The sequence below is a fragment of the Streptomyces sp. NPDC016677 genome, from assembly GCF_055562815.1.
In genome coordinates this window covers 176349-197262 of record NZ_JBVHEO010000009.1, presented here as the reverse complement: position 1 = coordinate 197262, position 20914 = coordinate 176349, and the positions used below count along the sequence as shown (strand labels likewise).

Sequence of the window (20914 nt, the reverse complement as noted above, 5' to 3'; positions counted from 1 at the left end):
CAGCGCTCTGCATACTCATGCAGAACAGCGACCGACCGGCCCGAGGAGCGACGCAAGTGAGCAGCAACAGCGGTGACGTACGGCTCTGGGGCGGCCGTTTCGCCGACGGTCCCGCCGAGGCCCTGGCGAAGCTGTCCGCGTCCGTCCACTTCGACTGGCGGCTCGCGCCCTACGACATCGCCGGTTCGCGTGCCCACGCGCGCGTGCTGCACAAGGCGGGACTGCTCACCGAGGACGAGCTGACCCGCATGATCGCCGGGCTCGACCGGCTCGAAGCCGACGTGGCCTCCGGGGACTTCGTGGGCACCATCGCCGACGAGGACGTGCACACCGCCCTGGAGCGCGGCCTCCTTGAGCGGCTCGGCCCCGACCTCGGCGGCAAGCTGCGCGCCGGCCGGTCCCGCAACGACCAGGTGGCCACGCTCTTCCGGATGTACCTGCGGGACCACGCCCGCACCCTCGGCGGTCTGGTCGCCGACCTCCAGGACGCGCTGATCGGCCTCGCCGAGGCCCACCCGGACGTGGCGATGCCCGGCCGCACCCACCTCCAGCACGCCCAGCCGGTGCTCTTCGCCCACCACGTCCTCGCCCACGTCCAGGCGCTCTCCCGGGACGCCGAGCGGCTGCGCCAGTGGGACGAGCGGACCGCCGTGTCGCCGTACGGCTCCGGCGCGCTGGCCGGTTCCTCGCTCGGCCTGGACCCGGAGGCGGTCGCCGCCGACCTCGGCTTCGAGCGCGGCAGCGCCGCCAACTCCATCGACGGCACGGCCTCCCGGGACTTCGTCGCCGAGTTCGCCTTCATCACCGCGATGATCGGGGTGAACGTCTCCCGGATCGCCGAGGAGATCATCATCTGGAACACGAAGGAGTTCTCCTTCGTCACCCTGCACGACGCGTTCTCCACCGGCTCGTCGATCATGCCGCAGAAGAAGAACCCGGACATCGCGGAGCTGGCCCGCGGCAAGTCCGGCCGTCTGATCGGCAACCTGACCGGCCTGATGGCCACCCTCAAGGCCCTCCCGCTCGCGTACAACCGCGACCTTCAGGAGGACAAGGAGCCGGTCTTCGACTCCATCGACCAGCTGGAGATCCTGCTCCCCGCCTTCACCGGCATGATGGCCACCCTCACCGTGCACCGCGAGCGGATGGAGGAGCTGGCCCCGGCCGGGTTCTCGCTCGCCACGGACATCGCCGAGTGGCTGGTCCGCCAGGGCGTGCCGTTCCGCGTCGCGCACGAGGTCGCGGGCGAGTGCGTCAAGGCCGCCGAGTCCGAGGGCAAGGAACTGGACGAGCTGACCGACGAGCAGTTCGCCAAGATCTCCCCCCACCTCACCCCCGAGGTCCGCTCGGTCCTCGACGTCCCCGGCGCCCTGGCCTCCCGCGACGGCAGGGGCGGCACGGCCCCGAGCGCGGTGGCGATCCAGCTGGCAGAGGTGAAGCGGGACGTGGCGCAACAGCGCGGCTGGGCGCGGGCGAAGGCTTGAGGGGCGCGGGGCTGTGCCGATGTGCGGCTCCGCCGCGTGAGCGCGACAAGCCGCAGCGATCCCCCACCCGCCGCCCCCCGAACCCGCCCCTGATGCGAAGGTCAACGCGGGTTACGTTGGTCGAACTCGAACAGAGGCCGACCGAACGGACCCGCGATGCCCCTCTCTCTCCCTGAAAAGACCCTCGGCTTCGGCCTGGCCGCAGTGGCCCGCCCCGGCTACATCACCCTCGGCCGCGACGAAGACCTCGGAGAGAACCGCAGCGTCGAAACGCTGCGCGCCCGCACCCACACCCTCCTCGACACCGCCTACGCGGCCGGCGTCCGCTACTTCGACGCCGCCCGCTCCTACGGCCGCTCCGAGGAGTTCCTGGCCGGCTGGCTGACCGCCCGCCCGGAGATCGACGACGTCACCGTCGGCAGCAAGTGGGGCTACACCTACACCGCCGACTGGTCCACCGACGCCGAGAAGCACGAGGTCAAGGACCACTCCCTCGCCACCTTCGAACGGCAGCGCGCGGAGACCGACGCCCTGCTCGGCGACCGGCTCGACCTCTACCAGATCCACTCCGTGACCCCGGACAGCCCGGCCCTCACCGACAGGAACCTGCACGCCCGGCTCGCGGAACTGGCCGCGACCGGCGTCGCCGTCGGCTTCTCCACCAGTGGCCCCGCCCAGGCCGACGCCATCCGCGCCGCGCTCGCCGTGACCGTCGACGGCGCCCCTCTCTTCCGTACCGTCCAGTCGACGTACAACGCGCTGGAGACCTCCGCGGGGCCGGCGCTGGCCGAGGCGCGTGACGCCGGGCTCTCCGTGATCGTCAAGGAGGGCATGGCCAACGGCAGGCTCGCCGCCCCGCACGCGCCGGACGCGCTGCGGGCCGTCGCCGAGGAGACCGGCCTCGGCTGCGACGCGGTCGCCCTCGCGCTGGTCCTGCGGCAGCCCTGGGCGGACGTCGTCCTCTCCGGTGCCGCGACCGTCGCGCAGCTCGGCTCCAACCTGGACGCCGCGACAGCCGTCCTCGACGACGGCCAGGCGGCCCGCCTGGCCACGCTCGCCGAGGACCCGCGCGCCTACTGGGAGCGACGCGGGCAGCTGCCCTGGCACTGAGCCCTTCACCGCGCGACGTACGGCCGGGGTGAGGTCGTGCACACTCAGTGAATGAGACATCAATGTCTCATTCGGGTTATGGTTGTCTCATGGCTGTACATCGTGACCATGTGCTGCGCGCCGCCGCGGCCCTGCTGACCCGGAAGTCCACCGCGACCATGGACGAGGTCGCCCGTGCGGCCGGGATCAGCCGGGCCACGCTGCACCGCCAGTTCGCCGGACGGGACGCCCTGGTGCGGGCGCTGGAGGCGCTGGGCATCGCCGAGTGCGAGGCGGCCCTGGACGCCGCGCGCCTCGACGAGGGCCCGGCCGCCGACGCCGTACGCCGCACGGTCGGCGCGCTGGAACCCTCCGCCGCCCTGCTCGCCTTCCTGTACAGCGAGAACCAGCTCTTCGAGGGCGACCAGGTCGACGAGGGCTGGACCCGGCTCGACAGACGGCTCGCCGCCCTCTTCCGGCGGGGCCAGGAGAGCGGCGAGTTCCGCATCGACCTGCCCGCGGTCTGGCTCACCGAGGCGCTCTACGGGCTGCTGGCCTCCGGCGCCTGGGCGGTGCTGGACGGCCGCGTGGCACGCAACGACTACACCCACCTGATCGTCGAGCTGCTGCTCGGCGGCGCGCTCCGGAGGGAGGAAGCATGACCAGCACCCTTCGACCGGCCGGTCCGGACGAAGCGGTGACCCGCCCCGGCCGCTGGCTGGCGCTCGCCGTCCTCGTCCTGGCCGTGCTGCTGGTGGCCGTCGACGCGACCGTCCTGGGTCTCGCCACCCCCTACATCAGCGAGGACCTCGCGCCCTCCGGCACCCAGTTGCTGTGGATCGGTGACGTCTACTCGTTCGTCATCGCCGGTCTGCTCGTCACCATGGGCAGCCTGGGCGACCGCGTCGGCCGCAAGCGGATCCTGCTCGCCGGTGCCACGGCGTTCGGCGCGATATCCGTGCTCAACGCCTACGCGCACACCCCCGAGGTGATGATCCTCGCGCGGGCGCTGCTCGGCGTCGCGGGCGCCACCCTGATGCCCGCCACCCTGGCCCTGATCCGCAACCTCTTCCACGACCCGCGCGAGCGCAGCCTCGCCGTCGGCGTCTGGGGCGCCGCCGCCTCCGCCGGCGCGGCGGTCGGCCCGATGCTGGGCGGGTTCCTGCTCGAACACTTCTGGTGGGGTTCGGTCTTCCTGATCAACCTGCCCGTGATGGCCGTCCTGGTCGTCGTCGGCGTCAAGCTGCTGCCGGAGTCCAAGAACCCGGCCCCCGGGCCGTTCGACCCGCTCAGCGTCGTCCTGTCGCTGGCCGGCATGGTCGGTGCGGTGTACGCGGTCAAGGAGGCCGCCGCGCACGGGTTCGCCTGGGGCACGCTCGCGGCCGGCCTGCTGGGCGCCGCCGCGCTGTACGGGTTCGTCCGGCGCCAGCTCACCCTGCCGGTGCCGCTGCTCGACATGCGGCTGTTCCGCAGCCGGGGCTTCAGCGGGGCGGTGCTGGCCGACCTGCTGACCGTCCTGGGCCTGTCGGGGCTGGTGTTCTTCCTCTCCCAGTACCTGCAACTGGTGCAGGGCAGGCGGCCGTTCGAGGCCGGGCTGGCCGAACTGCCCGCCGCGCTCGGTGCGGTGGCGGCCGGTCTGGTCGCCGGCCGCGCGGCCCGGCGCTTCTCGGTACGGGCCGTGGTCGCGGGCGGTCTGGCCGCAGTCGGCCTCGCGCTGGCCGCGCTCACCGTCATCGGCCGGGACACCGGCTACCCGCTGCTCGGCGCGGCCCTGCTGGTGGTCGGCCTCGGCGCCGGGTTCGCGTTCACCGTCACCGCCGACGTGATCCTCTCCAGCGTGCCCCGCGACCAGGCGGGCACCGCCTCCGCGGTCTCCGAGACGGCGTACGAACTCGGCGCCGCGCTCGGCATCGCGCTGCTCGGCTCCATCGTGACCGGCGTCTACCGGGACTTCACCGGCCCGGCGGGCACGCCGCCCGAGGCGCACGAGTCCCTGGGCGGCGCCGTGGAGTCCGCCGCCCACCTGCCCACCGAGGCGGGCGCGGCGCTGCTGGACGCCGCCCGGCAGTCCTTCGTCGACGGGCTGGCACTCGCCGCGGGCATCGGCGCGGCCGTCCTGCTCGCCGCCGCGGTGGCGGCCTGGTTCCTGCTGCGCGGGCAGGTCCTGGAGGGCGGCGCGGGCAAGGAGCGGGACCCGTCACCGCAGACCGCCGGACACGAGGAGGGGCCGTAACCCGCCGGGCGCACCGGGCACGACGACGGCGGGCCGTCCGGGAAACGGCCCGCCGTCGTCGAAGCGCTGCCGGGTCAGGAAAGCCGGGACAGGGAACCGCCCCCGGCCCGGCGGGGCCGCCTACGCGGCCTTCCTGGCCTTCGTCGCGTACATGTCGACGTACTCCTGCCCGGACAGCCGCATGACCTCGGTCATCACCGAGTCCGTCACCGCCCGCAGCACATAACGGTCCCGGTCCATCCCCTCGTACCGCGAGAACTCCATCGGCTCGCCGAACCGGACGGTGACCCGGCCGGGACGGGGCAGGCCCCGGCCCCCCGGCTGAAGCTTGTCCGTGCCGATCATCGCGAACGGCACGACCGGCGCGCCGGTCATCAGCGTCAGCCGGGCACAGCCGGTGCGGCCCCGGTACAGGCGGCCGTCGGGGGAGCGGGTGCCCTCCGGGTAGATGCCGAACATCCGGCCCTCCTCCAGCACCCGGCGCCCGGTCATCAGCGCCGCCACACCGCCGCTCGCGCCGTCCCGGTCCACCGGGATCATGCCGACGCCGGTGAAGAACCAGGCCATCAGCCGTCCCTTGACGCCCTTGCCGGTGACGTACTCGTCCTTGCCGATGAAGAAGACCTGCCGCTTGGTGACGATCGGCAGGACGATGGAGTCGATGAACGTGAGATGGTTGCCGGCCAGGATCACCGGGCCGTCGCCCGGGATGTTCTCCGCACCTTCCACCTGTGGGCGGAACATCAGGCGCATGATCGGACCGAGCACTGCCTTGATGAGCGCGAAGCGGGACAACGGACCCTCCGGTGTCGGTGTGACGTGGGACGTCGGGGCATGCGGTATCAGTCTGTGCAGGTGAGGACATTACTCGCGGCCCCCAGGATCGCGCACGTCGGGCCACCGGGGTCTTACGTGTCGGTGACACGTGTTCACCTGGTGGGGCGCGGCGCCGCCCGCCGGAAACCCGGCCGGAACACATGCGACACCGTCCGCACCCGTCGAGCGGGGAGCCCGTGTGCCGTCCTCACCGTGTGCCACCGGCCGGGTACCCGCGCCGCCCGCCGGGAAGCCGGCGCGGCGTCAACCGTTCAGCCCCTCCAGGCCCTCCCGCCCCCTCCTCCCATATGACCCATACGACATCCCGTGTCGCCCCCGCGTTCGACGCGAGGTCTCCCTCCGGACACGTACGCGCCCCTACGATCGGCCCGCATCCGACCAGGCGACGGCCAGACGAACAAGGGGCGCTCATGGGAACGCGGGAGTCGAACGAGCACAGCGGCGGTACCGGACGGCGGGCCCTCCTCGGCGCCGCCGTGCTCGGCGCGGGCGGGGCGGCCCTGGGCCTGTCCGGCACGGCGAGAGCCGCCGGGTCCGGCCGGGGGAAGGGCAGCGGGAACGGCGGGGGCGTGCGGAGCCTGCCCGTGCCGACCATCGTCGGACACCGCGGGGCCAGCGGGAACCGGCCCGAGCACACCCTGGGCTCCTACCAACTCGCCCTCGACATGGGCGCCGACATCGTCGAGGCCGGCGACCTGGTGCCCACCAAGGACGGTCACCTCGTCTGCCGGCACGAACCGGAGATCGGCGGGACCACGGACGTCGCCGACCACCCCGAGTTCGCCGGCCGCAGGACCACCAAGGTCCTCGACGGCGTCTCCACCACCGGCTGGTTCACCGAGGACTTCACCCTCGCCGAGCTGAAGACGCTGCGCGCCACCGAGCGCATCCCGGCCAACCGCCCGCACAACACCCTCTACGACGGCCGCTGGGAGATCCCCACCTTCGAGGAGGTGCTGCGCTGGCAGGACGAGCAGACCCGCAGGACGGGGAAGCAGGTCTGGATCTACCCCGAGCTGAAGCACCCCACCTACTTCCGGGGGCTCGGCCTGCCCACCGAGGAGCGCCTCGCGAAGCTGCTGCGCAAGTACGGCAAGGACAAGAAGAACTCCCCGGTCATCGTCCAGTCCTTCGAGCCCACCAGCATCCAGCGGATGAACAAGCTGGTCGGCAACCCACTCGCCGTGCTGCTCTCCGGCGCCGGCTCGCGCCCCTGGGACTTCGTCGAGAGCGGCGACCCCCGCACCACGGACGACCTGATCACGCCCGAGGGGCTCGCGGAGATCGCCTCCTACGCCCAGGGCATCGGCCCCACCCTCGACCTGGTCATCCCGCGCGACTCGGCCGGCCGGCTCACCGCACCGACCACCCTGGTCCGCGACGCCCACCGGGCGGGCCTGATCCTGCACCCGTACACGATGCGCAACGAGAACCCCTTCCTCCCCGCCGACTTCCGCAAGGGCACCGCCCCCGATGCCTACGGCGACGCCTTCGGCGCCTTCCAGGCGTACTTCGCCACCGGCATCGACGGCGTCTTCACCGACAACCCCGACACCGGCCTGCTGGCCCGCGAGGACTTCCTCGCCGGCTGACGCGTCAACAGCCGAGCGCAACACCCCGGTTGGGGTGACATCCGACCGCCCGGGCCACCACCGCCCGGGCGGCGGTCGTGTCTCCGCATACGACGCACGACCCGCTCACCCTCCTGGGCCGCTGCTGACCGCCGAGGCATATGCGTCCGGAGTCGAGCCCGGTGACCTGGAGCAGGCGGTCTGACTGCGCCTCCTGGAGCGTCTGGAGCGCCTGGACGCCGACGACCCGCCCGCGGACCCGCGCCGCCGGCTGCGCGGCGCCGTGCGCGCCGAGGCCCGCCGCACCCGCCGTGCCGCCCGCGCCGAGCGCCCGTACGGCAGCGTCCCGGCCGGCGTCGCCGGCCGCGGCCCGGAGCAGCGCGCCCTCGTCGCCGCCCGCCACCGCGCCCTGCGCGACGCGGTGCACCGGCTGCCCGGCCGCTGCCCCCGGCTGATGACGGCGCCGCTGTCGCCGGAGGACCTGACCTGCCGCGAGAGCGCGGAGGACCTGACCTACCGCGAGATCGCGGGGACCTGACCTACCGCAAGATCGCGGGGCAGTTGGGTATCTCACAGGGCGGTCTTGGACCGGAACGCTCCCGATGTCTGGGATGTCTGCGCCGATTGCTGACGCCGGAGGTTGCGGGTGACTGACGGCGGGGATAGGAGTGAGGAACAACAGGCGATCAGGTGAGCGGGAGGCATGCGCACATGGGCATGAGCGTGACCATCTCGGCGGCGACCGAGCAGGATGCCGAGCAGATCTTCCGGCTGCAGTACCTCTGCTTCCAGAGCGAGGCGGCGTTGTACGGCAACTACCGCATCGACCCGCTCGTCCAGACCCTCGACTCCGTCCGCGAGGAGGTCGCCGAGGACTGCGTCTTCGTGGCGCGGCTCGGCGACGAGGTGGTCGGCTCGGTGCGCGGCCGGGAGACCGACGACGGCTCCGCGGCCATCGGCAAACTCTGCGTCCACCCCCGTCTCCAGGGGCACGGCATCGGCGCCCGCCTGCTGAAGGCGGCCGAGGCGGCCCTCACCGAGGAGCACGGCGCCACCCGCTTCCGCCTGCACACCGGCCACCGCAGCGAGAGCAACCTGCGGCTGTACCGGCGGGTCGGCTACGAGACGGTGGGCACCGCGCGGGGCGCGGACGGCGTCCCGATGATCATCCTGGAGAAGCAGGCCGGGGCGTACGCGACCACGGCGTGAGCGCCGCGCCGGGCGCCCCGCGGGGCTCACGCGGTGCGCGCCCGGCGCAGCCAGTACAGGGCGGACAGCGGCAGCAGCACCGGGATGAAGACGTACCCCATCCCGTAGTCCGACCACACGGTCGAGTCGGGGAAGGCGGACGGCTCCACCAGCGTCCAGGTGCCCACGATCAGCACCCCCGCCAACTCGGCGGCACAGCAGATCCGCGCCGCCCTGCGGGCCGTCTCCCCGCCGCGCACCAGGGTGTAGGTGATGAAGCCGTAGACCACGCCGGCCACCGCGGACAGCGTGTACGCGAGCGGCGCCCGGTCGAACTCGGTGGCGATCTGGTAGACGGACCGCGACACCGCGCCGACGACCATCACGCCGTACAGCCACACCAGCAGGATGCCGGGCCCGCCGATCAGCCGTGTCCGCTCCGGCTCGCTCCCGGCCGTCACCATCTCAGCCTCCCCAGATGTCATAGAGCCGCACCTGAAGGACGGCGAGGACGATTCCGCCGGCGGCCACCGTCACCGAGCCCCAGCGGGTCCGCTCGGCCAGTGACATGAACCCCGCCGCCGGGACGCACGCGAAAGCGCCGATCAGATAGGATACGAAGATCACCGTGCCCTGCTCCGGCTCCTCGCCCCGCGCCAACTGGACGACCCCGGTCACCAGCTGCGCCAGCGCCAGCACGGTCACCACGGCCATGCCGATGAAGTGCCAGTCCTTCGTCGGCTGGTCACGGTAGGCGGCCCAGCCGCACCAGGCGGCGAGCAGCAGCGCGGCGACGGCGGTCACCAGCGTCAGGACGTCAAGCATGCCAGTGACCTTATTACGGCCGAAACGGCCCGATGCGGCCGACCCCGGCGGGCACCGTAGGGTCGACGGCATGAAGATCCGCGCGCAGGCCCTGCTGTTCGACAACGACGGAACCCTCGTCTCCTCCCTGGAGTCCGTGAACCGCTGCTGGACCCGGTGGGCCCAGGAGTACGGGATCACCGCCGAGGAGTTCGGGAAGGTCGAGCTGCACGGGCGGACCGCCGCCGAGGTCGCCGCCGACCTGCTGCCCGCCGACGTCGTGCCCGGGGCCGTCGCGCGGATCGAGGACCTGGAGGTCGAGGACGTGCCCGGCGGGGGCGTGCGGCTGCTGCCCGGCACGCGCGACCTCCTCGGCGCGCTGCCCGCCGACCGCTGGGCCGTCGTCACCTCCGCCACCCGGCGCCTCGCCGAGGCCAGGCTGGCGGCCGTCGGCATCCTGCCCAAGACCCTGATAGCGGCCGACGACATCACGCGCGGCAAGCCCGACCCCGAGCCGTACCTGCTCGGCGCCCGCGCCCTCGGCGTCGACCCGGCCGCCTGCGTCGTCTTCGAGGACGCCCCCGCCGGACTCCGCTCGGGCCGCGCCGCCGGCATGGCGACCGTGGCGTTGGCCACAACCCACCTTGCCGGCGAACTGGACGCCGACCTCGTCGTCGAGGATCTGTCGGCCCTGTCCGTACTGGTCACCGACGGGGGAGTGGAGATCTCCGTACGCGACTGACGCGCGGCGCCCGCGTCCACCGCCGTATCACCACCGTCCACTATGCGGACAGTGGTCTCCTGGTCGAACGTATACGTCTGCTTTACTACTCGCATGACCACGACGAGCGACCGCACTGCTGCGACCGAGGCGACCATGACGCCCGGTGCTCGTTGTACGGGTCGAATGCGCGCCTGCTAGAGGGCCCCCGCACCACCGAGCCTCGCGCCCCGAAGCGAGGGCCGGCTCCGGTCGCCGCAGGCGGCCGAGCCCCGGCCGCGCGCACATGTCTCCTGTCGGTTCCACCGCCACCGCGAGAACCGTGCCGCGTCCTTCGAACCGCATGCACCCGTGCCCGGGCCCACCCGCGCCCGCGCACTCGACAGTGACGGAAACCCACGTGATCACCACCTCCGGCCTGACAAAGGTCTACCGCTCACGCGGTCGTGAGGTCACCGCCCTCGACGGCGTCGATCTGCATGTCCGCGAAGGCGAGGTCTACGGCGTCATCGGCCAGTCCGGCGCCGGCAAGTCCTCGCTGATCCGCTGCGTCAACCTGCTGGAGCGCCCCACCTCCGGCACGGTCACCGTCGCCGGACAGGACCTCACCGCCCTGGCCGGCCGCGGGCCCCGCGCCGGCAGGGAACTGCGGCAGGCGCGCAGCCGTATCGGCATGGTCTTCCAGCACTTCAACCTGCTCTCCACCCGGACCGTGCAGGACAACGTCGAGCTGCCGCTGGAAATCCTCGGCAAGTCGGGAAAGGAACGTTCCGCCAAGGCGCTGGAACTGCTCGACCTGGTCGGCCTCGCCGACAAGGCGAAGTCCTACCCCGCCCAGCTCTCCGGCGGCCAGAAGCAGCGCGTCGGCATCGCCCGCGCCCTGGCCGGCGACCCCAAGGTGCTCCTCTCCGACGAGGCCACCAGCGCCCTCGACCCCGAGACCACCCGCTCCATCCTCCAGCTGCTGCGCGACCTGAACCGGCAGCTCGGCCTGACCGTGCTGCTCATCACGCACGAGATGGACGTCGTCAAGAGCATCTGCGACTCGGCCGCCCTGATGGAGTCGGGCCGGATCGTCGAGTCCGGCACGGTGAGCGAACTGCTCGCCACCCCCGACTCCGAGCTGGCCGCCGCGCTCTTCCCGGTGACCGGCGAGCGCACCGGCCAGGACCGCACCGTCGTCGACGTCACCTTCCAGGGCGAGGCCGCCACCCAGCCGGTCATCTCCCAGCTCTCCCGCACCTACAACATCGACATATCGATCCTGGGCGCCGCCATCGACACCGTCGGCGGCCTCCAGGTCGGCCGGATGCGCATCGAACTGCCCGGCCGCTACGAGGACAACGTCGTGCCCGTCGGCTTCCTGCGCGAACAGGGCCTCCAGATCGACGTGGTGGACGGCTCCGAACCGGTGAAGGAAGGTGCGCGATGACCTGGTCCGAGATGCAGCCCCTGCTGGAGCAGGCGTGTCGGGAGACGCTGGTCATGGTCGGCTGGTCGACCCTGATCGCGGTCGTCGCCGGCCTGCCGATCGGCGTCCTGCTGGTCCTCACCGACCGGGGCGGCCTGCTCCAGAGCACCCCGGTGAACAAGGTCCTCGGGCAGATCGTGAACATCGCCCGCTCGATGCCGTTCATCATCCTCATGGTCGCCCTGATGAGCTTCACCCGCTGGATCACCGGGACCACCATCGGCTCCACCGCCGCGATCGTGCCGCTGGCCATCGGCGGCATCCCGTTCTTCGCGCGGCTGGTCGAGACGGCGGTGCGTGAGGTCGACGGCGGACTGGTCGAGGCCGTGCAGGCGATGGGCGGCAACACCTGGACCGTCGTCCGCAAGGTCCTGGTCCCCGAGGCCCTGCCCTCCCTGATCGCCTCCACCACGACCACGGTCATCGCCCTCATCGGCTACTCCGCCATGGCCGGCACCGTCGGCGGCGGCGGGCTCGGCGACCTCGCCGTCCGCTACGGCTACCAGCGCTTCGAGACCGGCCTGATGTGGATCACCGTGGCGGTCCTCGCCGTCGCCATCTCCGTCATCCAGTTCGCCGGCGACTACGCCGCCCGAGCCCTGCACCGGCGCGGCGCCCGCTCCGGTCCCGGCCCGAAGCTGAGGCTGCTGAAGGCGAAGGAGCCCGCGGCGGCCGACATCAGCAAGGTCGCCTGACCCGGCGCCCGTCCCCAAGAACGCCCCTCACCCGGGGCCGCTCCACCCTGAAGGAAAGGCACTTTTCGTGCGTAACACCGCCAAGTTCACCACCGCCGTCCTCGCCGCCGGAGCCCTCACTCTCGGGCTCACCGCCTGCGGCTCGGGCAGCGACTCCGCCTCCGACACCTCCGGCCCGCTGGTCGTCGCCGCGACGCCCGTGCCGCACGCCGAGATCCTGAACTACGTCAAGGACAACCTGGCGAAGAAGGCCGGCCTCGACCTGGAGGTCAAGGAGTTCACCGACTACGTCACGCCGAACACGGCGACCGAGGACGGCTCGGTGGGCGCCAACTACTTCCAGACCGAGCCGTACCTGGAGGACTTCAACAAGAAGAACGGCACCCACCTGAAGTCCGTCGCCTCCGTCCACCTGGAGCCGCTCGGCCTGTACTCGAACAAGGCCGACAAGGCGAGCGACCTCAAGAACGGCGCCACCATCGCCGTCCCCAACGACACCGTCACCGAGGCCCGCGCCCTCCAGTTGCTGGCCGACAACGGGCTGCTCACCCTCAAGGACGGCGTCGGCACCTCGGCCACCACCGCCGACATCACCGAGAACCCCAAGGACCTCAAGTTCAAGGAGCTGGAGGCGGCCCAGACCCCGCGCTCCCTGGACGACGTGGACGCCGCCGTCATCAACGGCAACTACGCGCTGGAGGCCGACCTCAAGCCGGCCGAGGACGCGCTGGTCCTGGAGTCCGCCGAGAACAACCCGAACGTCAACCTGCTGGTGGTCAAGGAGGGCAACGAGGACGACCCGCGGGTCGAGAAGCTCGCCGAGCTCCTCACCTCCGACGAGGTCAAGAAGTTCATCGACGAGAACTACTCCGGTTCCGTCATCGCCTCCTTCTGATCCCGCCGGCACCCGCACCACGGGGTCCGCTCCTGCCCGGAGCCGACCCCGTGGTGCGGTTCCGTGGCCGCATGCTGCATGCTGGGCAGTTCAGTGAGGCCCCTGACGGTGAGGCCCTGACGGTTTCGACGGTTCGAAGGTTACGGAGCGGCGCATGACGAGCAGCACCTTCCCCAACATCTCCATCAGCACGGAGCGGTTGGTGCTGCGTCCCCTCGACGAGGACGACGTCCCCGCCCTCGCCGCCATGATGAACGACGAACAGGTCGGCGCCTGGACCGACGTCCCGCAGCCCTTCAGCGAGGCGGGCGCCCGCACCTGGATCACCGAGCACGCTCCCGCCGAACGCGCGGCCGGCCGCGGACTCGACCTCGCCGTCACCGAGTTCCTCACCCAGCGCCTGGTCGGCATCGTCCAGCTCACCAGGACCAACTGGCACGTACGCTCCACCGAGCTGTCGTACATCGTCGCCCCCTGGGCGCGCGGCGAGGGCTACGCCTCCGAGGCCGCGCTCGCCACCGCCCAGTGGCTCTTCGGCGACCAGAAACTCGAACGCATCGAACTGCGCACCGCCGCCGACAACACCGCCTCCCAGCAGGTCGCCCAGAAGATCGGCTGCATCAGCGAGGGCGTCCTGCGCAACGCCTGCATAGCCCACGTCCGCGCCGAGGACGGCACCTGGTCCGACGTACGCACCGACTTCATCGTGTGGAGCCTGCTGCCCGAGGACCTCGAAGGCGCGGCCGAGCACCTGGCCGACACCGGCTTCACCACCTTCACCGACTGGAGCTGACCCGCTCCGTCGGCGGGTACGCTCACTGAGCTCCCTCGGGGACCAGCCCTCTACCACGACCTGCGAAAACCTGGAGACTGACGACGATGGCCGACCGCGTCACGGTGATCGGCTGGGACGGCTCGCCGCTGACCGCCGCGGCACGCTCCGCCCTCGGGGCCGCCACCCTGGTGGCCGGTGCCGGACACCATCTGGCGCTGCCCGAAGTACCCCCCGCCGCCGAGCGCGTCCGCCTCGGCAGCGTCGCCCTCGCCGCCCGCCGCATCGCCGCCCACCGGGGCACGGCGGTCGTGCTCGCCGACGGCGACCCCGGCTTCTTCGGCGTCGTACGCACCCTGCGGGCACCCGAGTTCGGCCTGGAGGTCGAGGTCGTCCCCGCGGTCTCCGCCGTCGCCGCCGCCTTCGCCCGCGCCGGGATGCCCTGGGACGACGCCCAGGTGGTCGTCGCCCACCCCCGCACCCTGCGGCGCGCGGTCAACGTCTGCCGGGCCCACACCAAGGTCGCCGTCCTCACCTCCCCGGGCGCCGGACCCGCCGAACTCGGCCTGCTGCTGGAGGGCGTGCACCGCACCTTCGTCATCTGCGAGGAACTCGGCACCACCCGGGAGCGGGTCGCCGTCGTCACCTCCGACAAGGCCGCCGACCACACCTGGCGGGACCCCAACGTCGTCATCGTCATCGGCGGTTCGCCCGGCACGGCGGACGGCACCGGCTGGATCGCCGGACGCGACCCGGCCACCGGTCCGCGCGGCTGGTCCCTGCCCGCCGAGGCGTACGGCGGCGGACTCGGCGAGGGCGAGACGGACCTGCTGCGCGCCGCCCAGCTCGCCCGGCTCGGCCCCCGCCCCGGCGACCTCGTCTGGGACATCGGCTGCGGCAGCGGCGCCTTCGCCACCGAGGCCGCCCGCGGCGGCGCCGCGGTCATCGCCGTCGACCGCGACCTGGCCGCCTGCGCCCGCACCGACGCCACCGCCCGCCGCTTCGGCGTCCAGCTCCAGATCATCCAGGGCACCGCCCCGCACGTACTGGAGGACCTGCCCGAACCGGACGTCGTCCGTGTCGGCGGCGGGGGAGCGGCCGTGGTCTCCGCGGTGGCCGACCGCCGTCCGCAGCGCATCGTCGCCCACGCCGCCACCCGCGACGAGGCCGAACTCGTCGGCCGGGACCTCACCGAGCACGGCTTCCGCGTCGAGTGCGCCCTGCTCCAGTCCGTCGGACTCGACACCCGCGCCTGGACGGAGACCGAGCGGAGCGTCGCGTTCCTGCTCAGCGGCGTCCTGCCGGAGCGGGAGGACCGCGCCCCGTGATCCGGTTGTCGTACCGCGCGCGGTAGGCTGGCCGATCGTTGTACCGCTCTCGGGCACCCGGCGCTTCGTCGGTCAATGTCCGGAAAACCCGACCGTTTTGGGCGGGGTGTGGTACGGCGAAGCTGAGGGCGCGCAACGTGGCGCAGTCCACAGCGGCCCGTCGCGGATCAAGCTGTCGTGGCGGGCGAACGACCGCGAGAATGCCACTCAATGGCTTTGTCGCCTTTTCCGGCGGGTCGTTCGTGCCGCTGGGCACGCACGCTCGTTCTTCACTACGGAGCGGTCGGTGCGCCGTTCCGGGTGAGCTGGTCGTAGGAGCACTAACCGATGGGCGAGGGGTACGCATGACCGACACCGGCCAGATCCCGGGCGAGGGGCTGCCGGAGAACGCAGGCATGGTGGAGCAGCCGGGCGTTGCCGCGCCGGGTGCGTACACCTACCTCTCCGAGACCACCGCCGAGGACGAGGACCTGTTGCTGCTGCCCGGTGCCCAGAGCGCCTGGGGCAACGAGGTCGCGCCGCCCGCCCCGGAGCCCGTCGTCGAGGCCGTCCACGAGCCCGAACCGCACGAGACGTCCGGCCGCGACAGCGGCGCGTTCGACCTCGGCGCGGTCCGCTCGCCGGGCCCGGCCCCGGTCGCCCCGCGCCGGCCCCTGCACCTCGGCCCGCCGATCCCCGACGCCTCCGCGAGCCCGGTCCGTTCCCTCGCCGACCGCGGCCCGGCCGTGGCGCCGAACCGGCCCGCCGGCCCCCCGGCCACCGGCCCCGAGTACCTCGACCCGTCGCAGACGGCGGCGCCCCAGCCCCGAGTGGGCACCGTCGCGGGGGCCGCCGAAACGGTTGCCCCGGCACCGGGTCCGGCGGGCGTGGCGGGCGTGGCGCAGGCCGTCGTGGCCCGGGTGGCGACCCAGGCGGAGCCCTCCGCGGAGCAGCCGGAGGACGCGCCGCAGGCCGGTGCGGAGGCCGGTGCGGAGGCCGGTGCGGTCTCCGCCGAGGCCGACGCGCAGGAGAGCGCGGGCCAGGTGCCCGAGGCGGAGGACCCGCAGGCTCCGGAGCCGGTGACCGCGCCCACAGAGACGCCCGGCACCCCCGCTACGGGGGCACCCGAGGCCGCCGCCGAGCCTTCGGAGGCGGGGGTGCCCGGTCCGGACGTGCCTGGTTCCTCAGAGGCGGAGGCACTGGAGGTGCCGGAGGCGTCGGAGGTGCCAGGTCCTGTCGAGGGCCAGGCGGCCGAGGCGGCCGGTGCCGCGGAGGGGCAGGGGGCTGAGGCTCCTGACTCCGTGGCGGGGCAGGTGACCGAGGTGCCCGGTTCCGTGGAGGAGCGGGTGCCTGCGGTCCCCGGCCCGGTGGCGGGCGAGGGCTCCGACGTGCCTGGTCCGGTGGAGACGCGGGCGCCGGAGACCGCTGAGGCACCGGCGACCCAGGAGGTCCGGACGCCGGACGAGCCGGAGGCAAGCGGCACCGACGCGGACCAGGTTTCCGGGGCTGCCGCCGAATCTGGGACTGCCGCCGAACCTGGCGTCACGGCCGCCCCCGAATCCGAGGCTGCTCCCGAGCCCGAGCCCGAGCCCGAGCCCGTGGCCGTGGCCGCCCCCGACCTCGCGTCGGCATCTGTCACCGAGCCCGGCCCCGAGGCGACCGCCGCCCCTGAAGGCGTAGCGCCCCCCGTGGCCGCCCCCGACCTCGCGTCGGCACCTGTCACCGAGCCCGGCCCCGAGGCGACCGCCGCCCCCGAAGGCGTAGCGCCCCCCGAGGCCGTACCCGCCCCCGCCGCTCCACTGCCCGACACCCCCGCCCCCCAGGCCCCCCAGACCTCCGAGGCACCGCCCGCCGCCCCCGCCACTCCGGAGGCGGCCCCCGTCCCCGGGGAACCCGTGGAGCCCGCCCCGGAGCAGACAGCCGTCGCCCCCCTCGCACCGGACGCGGCGGTGACGGTGGACGACGCGCAGCCCCAGCCCGCTCCGCAGGAGCCCGTACAGCAGTGGCCCACCCCGGAGCAGACGCCCGCAACGGCCACGGACGGCCCCGACGCACCCGCACCCGCACCCGCCCCGATCGTCCCGGAGCCCCCCGCCCCGGCCGGCGCCGAGCACCTCGCCCCGGCCGAGGCCACCCCGCCGCACCCCCCTGCGCCGCAGCCGTGGCCGCACCCGGAGACCACCCCGGACCCGCAGCAGCCTTACGCCGCCCAGCCGGCCCCCGACGCTTCCGTCGCCCCCGAGGCACCCGTCGCAGAACCCGTACCGTCCGCACCGCCCGCACCACCCGCCCAGGCTCCGCAGCCCCCGGCTCCGGTCCCGGGCCCCCAGTTCGTCCAGGAGCAGCACACAGTGGAGGGCGCCCCCCAGTCCGCCCCGGAGCAGGAACCGGTGGCCACGGCCCCGCAGCACGCCCAGGGACCCCAGTCGGCCGTGCCCGGGCCCCAGGAAGCGGCCCCCGCCGGTCCGCCGCCCGCCCCGGAGACGGAACAGGAAGCCGACGGCCAGGTCCAGCCCCCCGACCCCGCCGTCCTGGTGCCCGCCCCCCGCGAGGGCGACCCGGCGCCGGCCGCGCCCGACCCCGTACAGCACGCGGACGACCTGGACACCCGGGCCGACGCACAAGAAGACCAGGAAGACGCACAGGCAGTGAGCACGGCCCCCGTGGCAGAAGCGGTACGACAGCCCACCGGACCGGCCGCACCCGCCTACGACGACGCCGAGCGCGAGGCCGTGCTGAAGGTCATGCGCGAACGCCGGGACATCCGCAACGGCTTCCGCGGCGACCCCATCCCGCACGAGGTACTGCTCCGCGTCCTGGAGGCGGCCCACACCGCCCCGTCCGTCGGCCACTCGCAGCCCTGGGACTTCGTCGTCATCCGCTCCGCCGAGACCCGGCGCACGATGCACGAGCTGGCGATGCGCCAGCGCGAGGCGTACGCCAAGTCGCTCCCCAAGGGCCGCGCCAAGCAGTTCAAGGAACTCAAGGTCGAGGCCATCCTCGACACCCCGGTCAACATCGTCGTCACCGCCGACTCGACGCGCGGCGGGCGCCACACCCTCGGCCGGCACACCCAGCCGCAGATGGCGCCGTACTCCTCCGCGCTCGCCGTCGAGAACTTCTGGCTCGCCGCCCGCGCCGAGGGCCTCGGCGTCGGCTGGGTCAGCTTCTTCGACGAGCGCGAGATGGTCCGCGCCCTCGGCCTGCCCGAGCACCTCGACGTCGTCGCCTACCTGTGCGTCGGCTACGTCGACGAGTTCCCGGACGAGCCCGAGCTGACGCAGGCCGGCTGGTCCAAGCGCCGCCCGCTGTCCTGGGTCGTGCACGAGGAGACGTACGGCCGCCGCGCCCTGCCCGGCGAGGAGCCGCACGACCTGCTCGCGGAGACCGTCGCCCAGATCCGCCCGCTGGACGCCAAGGCGCTCGGCGAGGCGTGGGAGCGGCAGAAGCGGATGACCAAGCCGGCCGGCGCGCTCGGCATGCTGGAGATCATCTCCGCCCAGCTCTCCGGTCTGTCCCGGCAGTGCCCGCCGCCGATCCCGGAGCCCGCCGCCGTCGCGGTCTTCGCCGGCGACCACGGGGTGCACGCCCAGGGCGTCACTCCCTGGCCGCAGGAGGTCACCGCCCAGATGGTGGCCAACTTCCTCGGCGGGGGAGCGGTCTGCAACGCCTTCGCCACCCAGGTCGGCGCCGAGGTGTGCGTCGTGGACGTCGGTGTCGCCGCCGACCTGCCCGCCACCCCCGGCCTGCTGCCCCGCAAGATCCGCCCCGGTACGTCCGACATGACCACCGGCCCCGCGATGACCCGCGAGGAGGCCAAGCGGGCCATCGAAGTCGGCATCGAGACCGCCCGCGACCTGGTCGCCGCCGGCAACAAGGCACTGCTCACCGGTGAGATGGGCATCGCCAACACCACCGCGTCCGCCGCGCTGATCTCCGTCTTCACCGGCGCCGACCCGGCCGAGGTCACCGGCCGCGGCACCGGCATCAACGACGAGACCCTCGCCCGCAAGACCGAGGTGGTCCGCCGCGCCCTGGAGGTCCACCAGCCCGACCCGGCCGACCCGATCGGCGTGCTCGCGGCGGTCGGCGGCCTGGAGCACGCCGCCATGGTCGGCCTGCTGCTCGGCGGCGCCTCGCTGCGTACGCCGGTCATCCTGGACGGCGTCAGCGCCGGCGCCGCGGCCCTCGTCGCGCGCGCCGTCGCCCCCGAGGTGCTGGCCGCCTGCATCGCCGGTCACCGCAGCGCCGAGCCCGGCCACGTCGCCGCGCTCAACAAGCTGGGCCTGCGCCCCCTGGTCGACCTCGACCTCCGCCTCGGCGAGGGCACCGGCGCGCTGCTGGCCCTGCCGATGGTGCAGAGCACGGCCCGCGCCATGCACGAGGTCGCGACGTTCGACTCGGCGGGCGTCACCGAGAAGTAGCCCGGAGTACGGCCGGGGTGGCGGCGGTCACTCGCCGCCGCCCCGGCCGACTGCGTAAAATCGCACGTCAGGGCAGCTCCAGCGCCGCAGCGCCCACCGTACGCACCCTCCTGCCAGGACCTCCGCCAGGGTCCGAGCCAGGACCCCGCCAGGACGAGGAGCCGCACCCTCATGGCCGAACACCCCGCCTACCCCGTAGGCCTCCGCCTGACCGGCCGCCGCGTGGTCGTCCTCGGCGGCGGTCAGGTCGCCCAGCGCCGCCTCCCGGCCCTCGTCGCGGCGGGCGCGGACGTCCTCCTCGTCTCCCCGGAGGCCACCCCGTCGGTCGAGGCGATGGCGGACACCGGCGAGATCACCTGGGCGCGGCGGCCGTACGCGGACGGCGACCTCGCCGACGCCTGGTACGCCCTGATCGCCACCAGCGACCCGGAGGCCAACGCCGCCGCCTCCGCCGAGGCCGAACGGCACCGCGTCTGGTGCGTCCGCTCCGACGACGCCGACCGGGCCACCGCCTGGACGCCGGCCACCGGCCACAGCGAGGGCGTGACGGTCGCCGTCCTCACCACCAGCGCCCAGGGCCGCGACCCCCGCCGTACCGCCGCCATCCGCGACGCGGTCGTCGAGGGACTGCGCGACGGCACCCTGGTCGCCCCCCACCACCGCACCCGCACCCCGGGCGTCGCCCTGGTCGGCGGCGGCCCCGGCGACCCCGATCTGATCACCGTCCGCGGACGCCGCCTGCTCGCCGAGGCCGACGTCGTCATCGCCGACCGCCTCGGCCCCCGCGACCTGCTCGCCGAGCTGCCGCCGCACGTCGAGGTGATCGACGCGGCGAAGATCCCGTACGGCCGGTTCATGGCGCAGGAGGCCATCAACAACGCCCTGATCGACCACGCCAAGCAGGGCAAGGCCGTCGTCCGCCTCAAGGGCGGCGACCCGTACGTCTTCGGCCGGGGCATGGAGGAACTCCAGGCGCTCGCCGAGGCCGGCATCCCCTGCACCGTCGTCCCGGGCATCTCCAGCTCCATCTCCGTGCCGGGGGCGGCCGGCATCCCGGTCACCCACCGCGGCGTCGCCCACGAGTTCACCGTGGTCAGCGGCCACGTGGCCCCCGACGACGAGCGCTCGCTGGTCGACTGGCCGTCCCTGGCCAAGCTCACCGGCACCCTCGTCGTCCTCATGGGCGTCGACAAGATCGGCAAGATCGCCGAGACACTGGTCGCGCACGGCAAGTCCCCCGACACCCCGGTCGCCCTGGTCCAGGAGGGCACCACCGCGGCCCAGCGCCGCGTCGACGCGACCCTGGCGACGGTCGCCGAGACGGTCGTCGCCCGCGAGGTCCGCCCGCCCGCGGTCATCGTCATCGGCCCGGTCGTCGGTGTCGGTCCGGTCGTCGGTGCCGGCCCGCGCGAAAGGGCGTGAC

Annotated in this window: 17 protein-coding genes and 1 pseudogene; 15 read left to right on the top strand and 3 right to left on the bottom strand. The window is 73.4% G+C overall.

What is annotated here, in order from left to right; translation table 11 throughout:
- Window positions 1–56 precede the first annotated feature (56 nt).
- From argH to ACZ3IG_RS24050, 4 genes are all read left to right on the top strand, one after another.
- A complete protein-coding gene (gene argH / locus ACZ3IG_RS24065; protein WP_467434576.1) occupies window positions 57–1484 on the top strand; it encodes an argininosuccinate lyase in 1428 nt (475 codons plus the stop codon).
- 156 nt (window positions 1485–1640) lie between these two features.
- On the top strand, window positions 1641–2594 hold the full coding sequence (locus ACZ3IG_RS24060; RefSeq protein WP_467434575.1) for an aldo/keto reductase: 954 nt from the start codon (window positions 1641–1643) through the stop codon (window positions 2592–2594).
- An 89-nt stretch (window positions 2595–2683) separates the two neighbouring features.
- Window positions 2684–3235, top strand: a complete 552-nt coding sequence (locus ACZ3IG_RS24055; protein WP_467434574.1) for a TetR/AcrR family transcriptional regulator — start codon at window positions 2684–2686, stop codon at window positions 3233–3235.
- Window positions 3232–4806: an MFS transporter gene (locus tag ACZ3IG_RS24050; protein WP_467434572.1), complete on the top strand. Its 1575-nt coding sequence runs from the start codon at window positions 3232–3234 to the stop codon at window positions 4804–4806. Before ACZ3IG_RS24055 ends, ACZ3IG_RS24050 begins: the two co-directional genes overlap by 4 nt.
- 120 nt (window positions 4807–4926) lie before the next feature.
- Here the strand turns inward: ACZ3IG_RS24050 and ACZ3IG_RS24045 are convergent, their stop codons facing one another.
- Window positions 4927–5559: a lysophospholipid acyltransferase family protein gene (locus ACZ3IG_RS24045; protein WP_467434666.1), complete on the bottom strand. Its 633-nt coding sequence runs from the start codon at window positions 5557–5559 to the stop codon at window positions 4927–4929.
- Window positions 5560–6053: 494 nt separating this feature from the next.
- Between ACZ3IG_RS24045 and ACZ3IG_RS24040 the strand changes: the two genes are divergently transcribed.
- The 3 genes and pseudogenes from ACZ3IG_RS24040 to ACZ3IG_RS24030 all read left to right on the top strand — a co-directional run bounded on the left by ACZ3IG_RS24040 (window position 6054) and on the right by ACZ3IG_RS24030 (window position 8423).
- A complete protein-coding gene (locus ACZ3IG_RS24040; RefSeq protein WP_467434571.1) occupies window positions 6054–7235 on the top strand; it encodes a glycerophosphodiester phosphodiesterase in 1182 nt (393 codons plus the stop codon).
- A 77-nt stretch (window positions 7236–7312) separates the two neighbouring features.
- A pseudogene (locus tag ACZ3IG_RS24035) lies at window positions 7313–7868 on the top strand (RNA polymerase sigma factor).
- A 57-nt stretch (window positions 7869–7925) separates the two neighbouring features.
- On the top strand, window positions 7926–8423 hold the full coding sequence (locus ACZ3IG_RS24030) for a GNAT family N-acetyltransferase (protein WP_467434570.1): 498 nt from the start codon (window positions 7926–7928) through the stop codon (window positions 8421–8423).
- A gap of 26 nt (window positions 8424–8449) precedes the next feature.
- Here ACZ3IG_RS24030 and ACZ3IG_RS24025 read toward each other — a convergent pair whose 3' ends face one another.
- Together ACZ3IG_RS24025 and ACZ3IG_RS24020 are read right to left on the bottom strand one after the other, a co-directional pair.
- Complete coding sequence (locus ACZ3IG_RS24025; RefSeq protein ID WP_467434569.1) at window positions 8450–8866, bottom strand: hypothetical protein; 417 nt, start codon at window positions 8864–8866, stop codon at window positions 8450–8452.
- A 1-nt stretch (window position 8867) separates the two neighbouring features.
- A complete protein-coding gene (locus ACZ3IG_RS24020) occupies window positions 8868–9227 on the bottom strand; it encodes a hypothetical protein (RefSeq protein WP_467434567.1) in 360 nt (119 codons plus the stop codon).
- A gap of 70 nt (window positions 9228–9297) precedes the next feature.
- On the opposite strand from ACZ3IG_RS24020, the gene ACZ3IG_RS24015 reads away from it, so the two are divergent.
- From ACZ3IG_RS24015 to cobA, 8 genes are all read left to right on the top strand, one after another.
- Window positions 9298–9948 carry an HAD family hydrolase gene (locus ACZ3IG_RS24015; RefSeq protein ID WP_467434566.1) on the top strand — a complete coding sequence of 217 codons (651 nt, stop codon included), beginning with the start codon at window positions 9298–9300 and terminating at the stop codon, window positions 9946–9948.
- Window positions 9949–10270: 322 nt separating this feature from the next.
- Window positions 10271–11359 carry a methionine ABC transporter ATP-binding protein gene (locus ACZ3IG_RS24010; protein WP_467434565.1) on the top strand — a complete coding sequence of 363 codons (1089 nt, stop codon included), beginning with the start codon at window positions 10271–10273 and terminating at the stop codon, window positions 11357–11359.
- Complete coding sequence (locus ACZ3IG_RS24005; RefSeq protein WP_403540908.1) at window positions 11356–12093, top strand: methionine ABC transporter permease; 738 nt, start codon at window positions 11356–11358, stop codon at window positions 12091–12093. Before ACZ3IG_RS24010 ends, ACZ3IG_RS24005 begins: the two co-directional genes overlap by 4 nt.
- Window positions 12094–12160: 67 nt before the next feature.
- Window positions 12161–12988, top strand: coding sequence for a MetQ/NlpA family ABC transporter substrate-binding protein (locus ACZ3IG_RS24000; RefSeq protein WP_467434564.1), 828 nt, complete (start codon window positions 12161–12163; stop codon window positions 12986–12988).
- A gap of 154 nt (window positions 12989–13142) precedes the next feature.
- Window positions 13143–13781: a GNAT family N-acetyltransferase gene (locus ACZ3IG_RS23995; protein WP_467434563.1), complete on the top strand. Its 639-nt coding sequence runs from the start codon at window positions 13143–13145 to the stop codon at window positions 13779–13781.
- Window positions 13782–13867: 86 nt separating this feature from the next.
- Window positions 13868–15088 (top strand): precorrin-6y C5,15-methyltransferase (decarboxylating) subunit CbiE, encoded by a 1221-nt coding sequence (cbiE, locus tag ACZ3IG_RS23990; protein ID WP_467434562.1) that lies wholly within the window; start codon window positions 13868–13870, stop codon window positions 15086–15088.
- Between the two features lie 344 nt (window positions 15089–15432).
- Window positions 15433–19491, top strand: a complete 4059-nt coding sequence (gene cobT, locus ACZ3IG_RS23985) for a nicotinate-nucleotide--dimethylbenzimidazole phosphoribosyltransferase (protein WP_467434560.1) — start codon at window positions 15433–15435, stop codon at window positions 19489–19491.
- 171 nt (window positions 19492–19662) lie between these two features.
- Entirely contained in the window at window positions 19663–20913 is a 1251-nt protein-coding gene (gene cobA, locus ACZ3IG_RS23980) for a uroporphyrinogen-III C-methyltransferase (protein ID WP_467434559.1), read from the top strand.
- Window position 20914 lies beyond the last annotated feature (1 nt).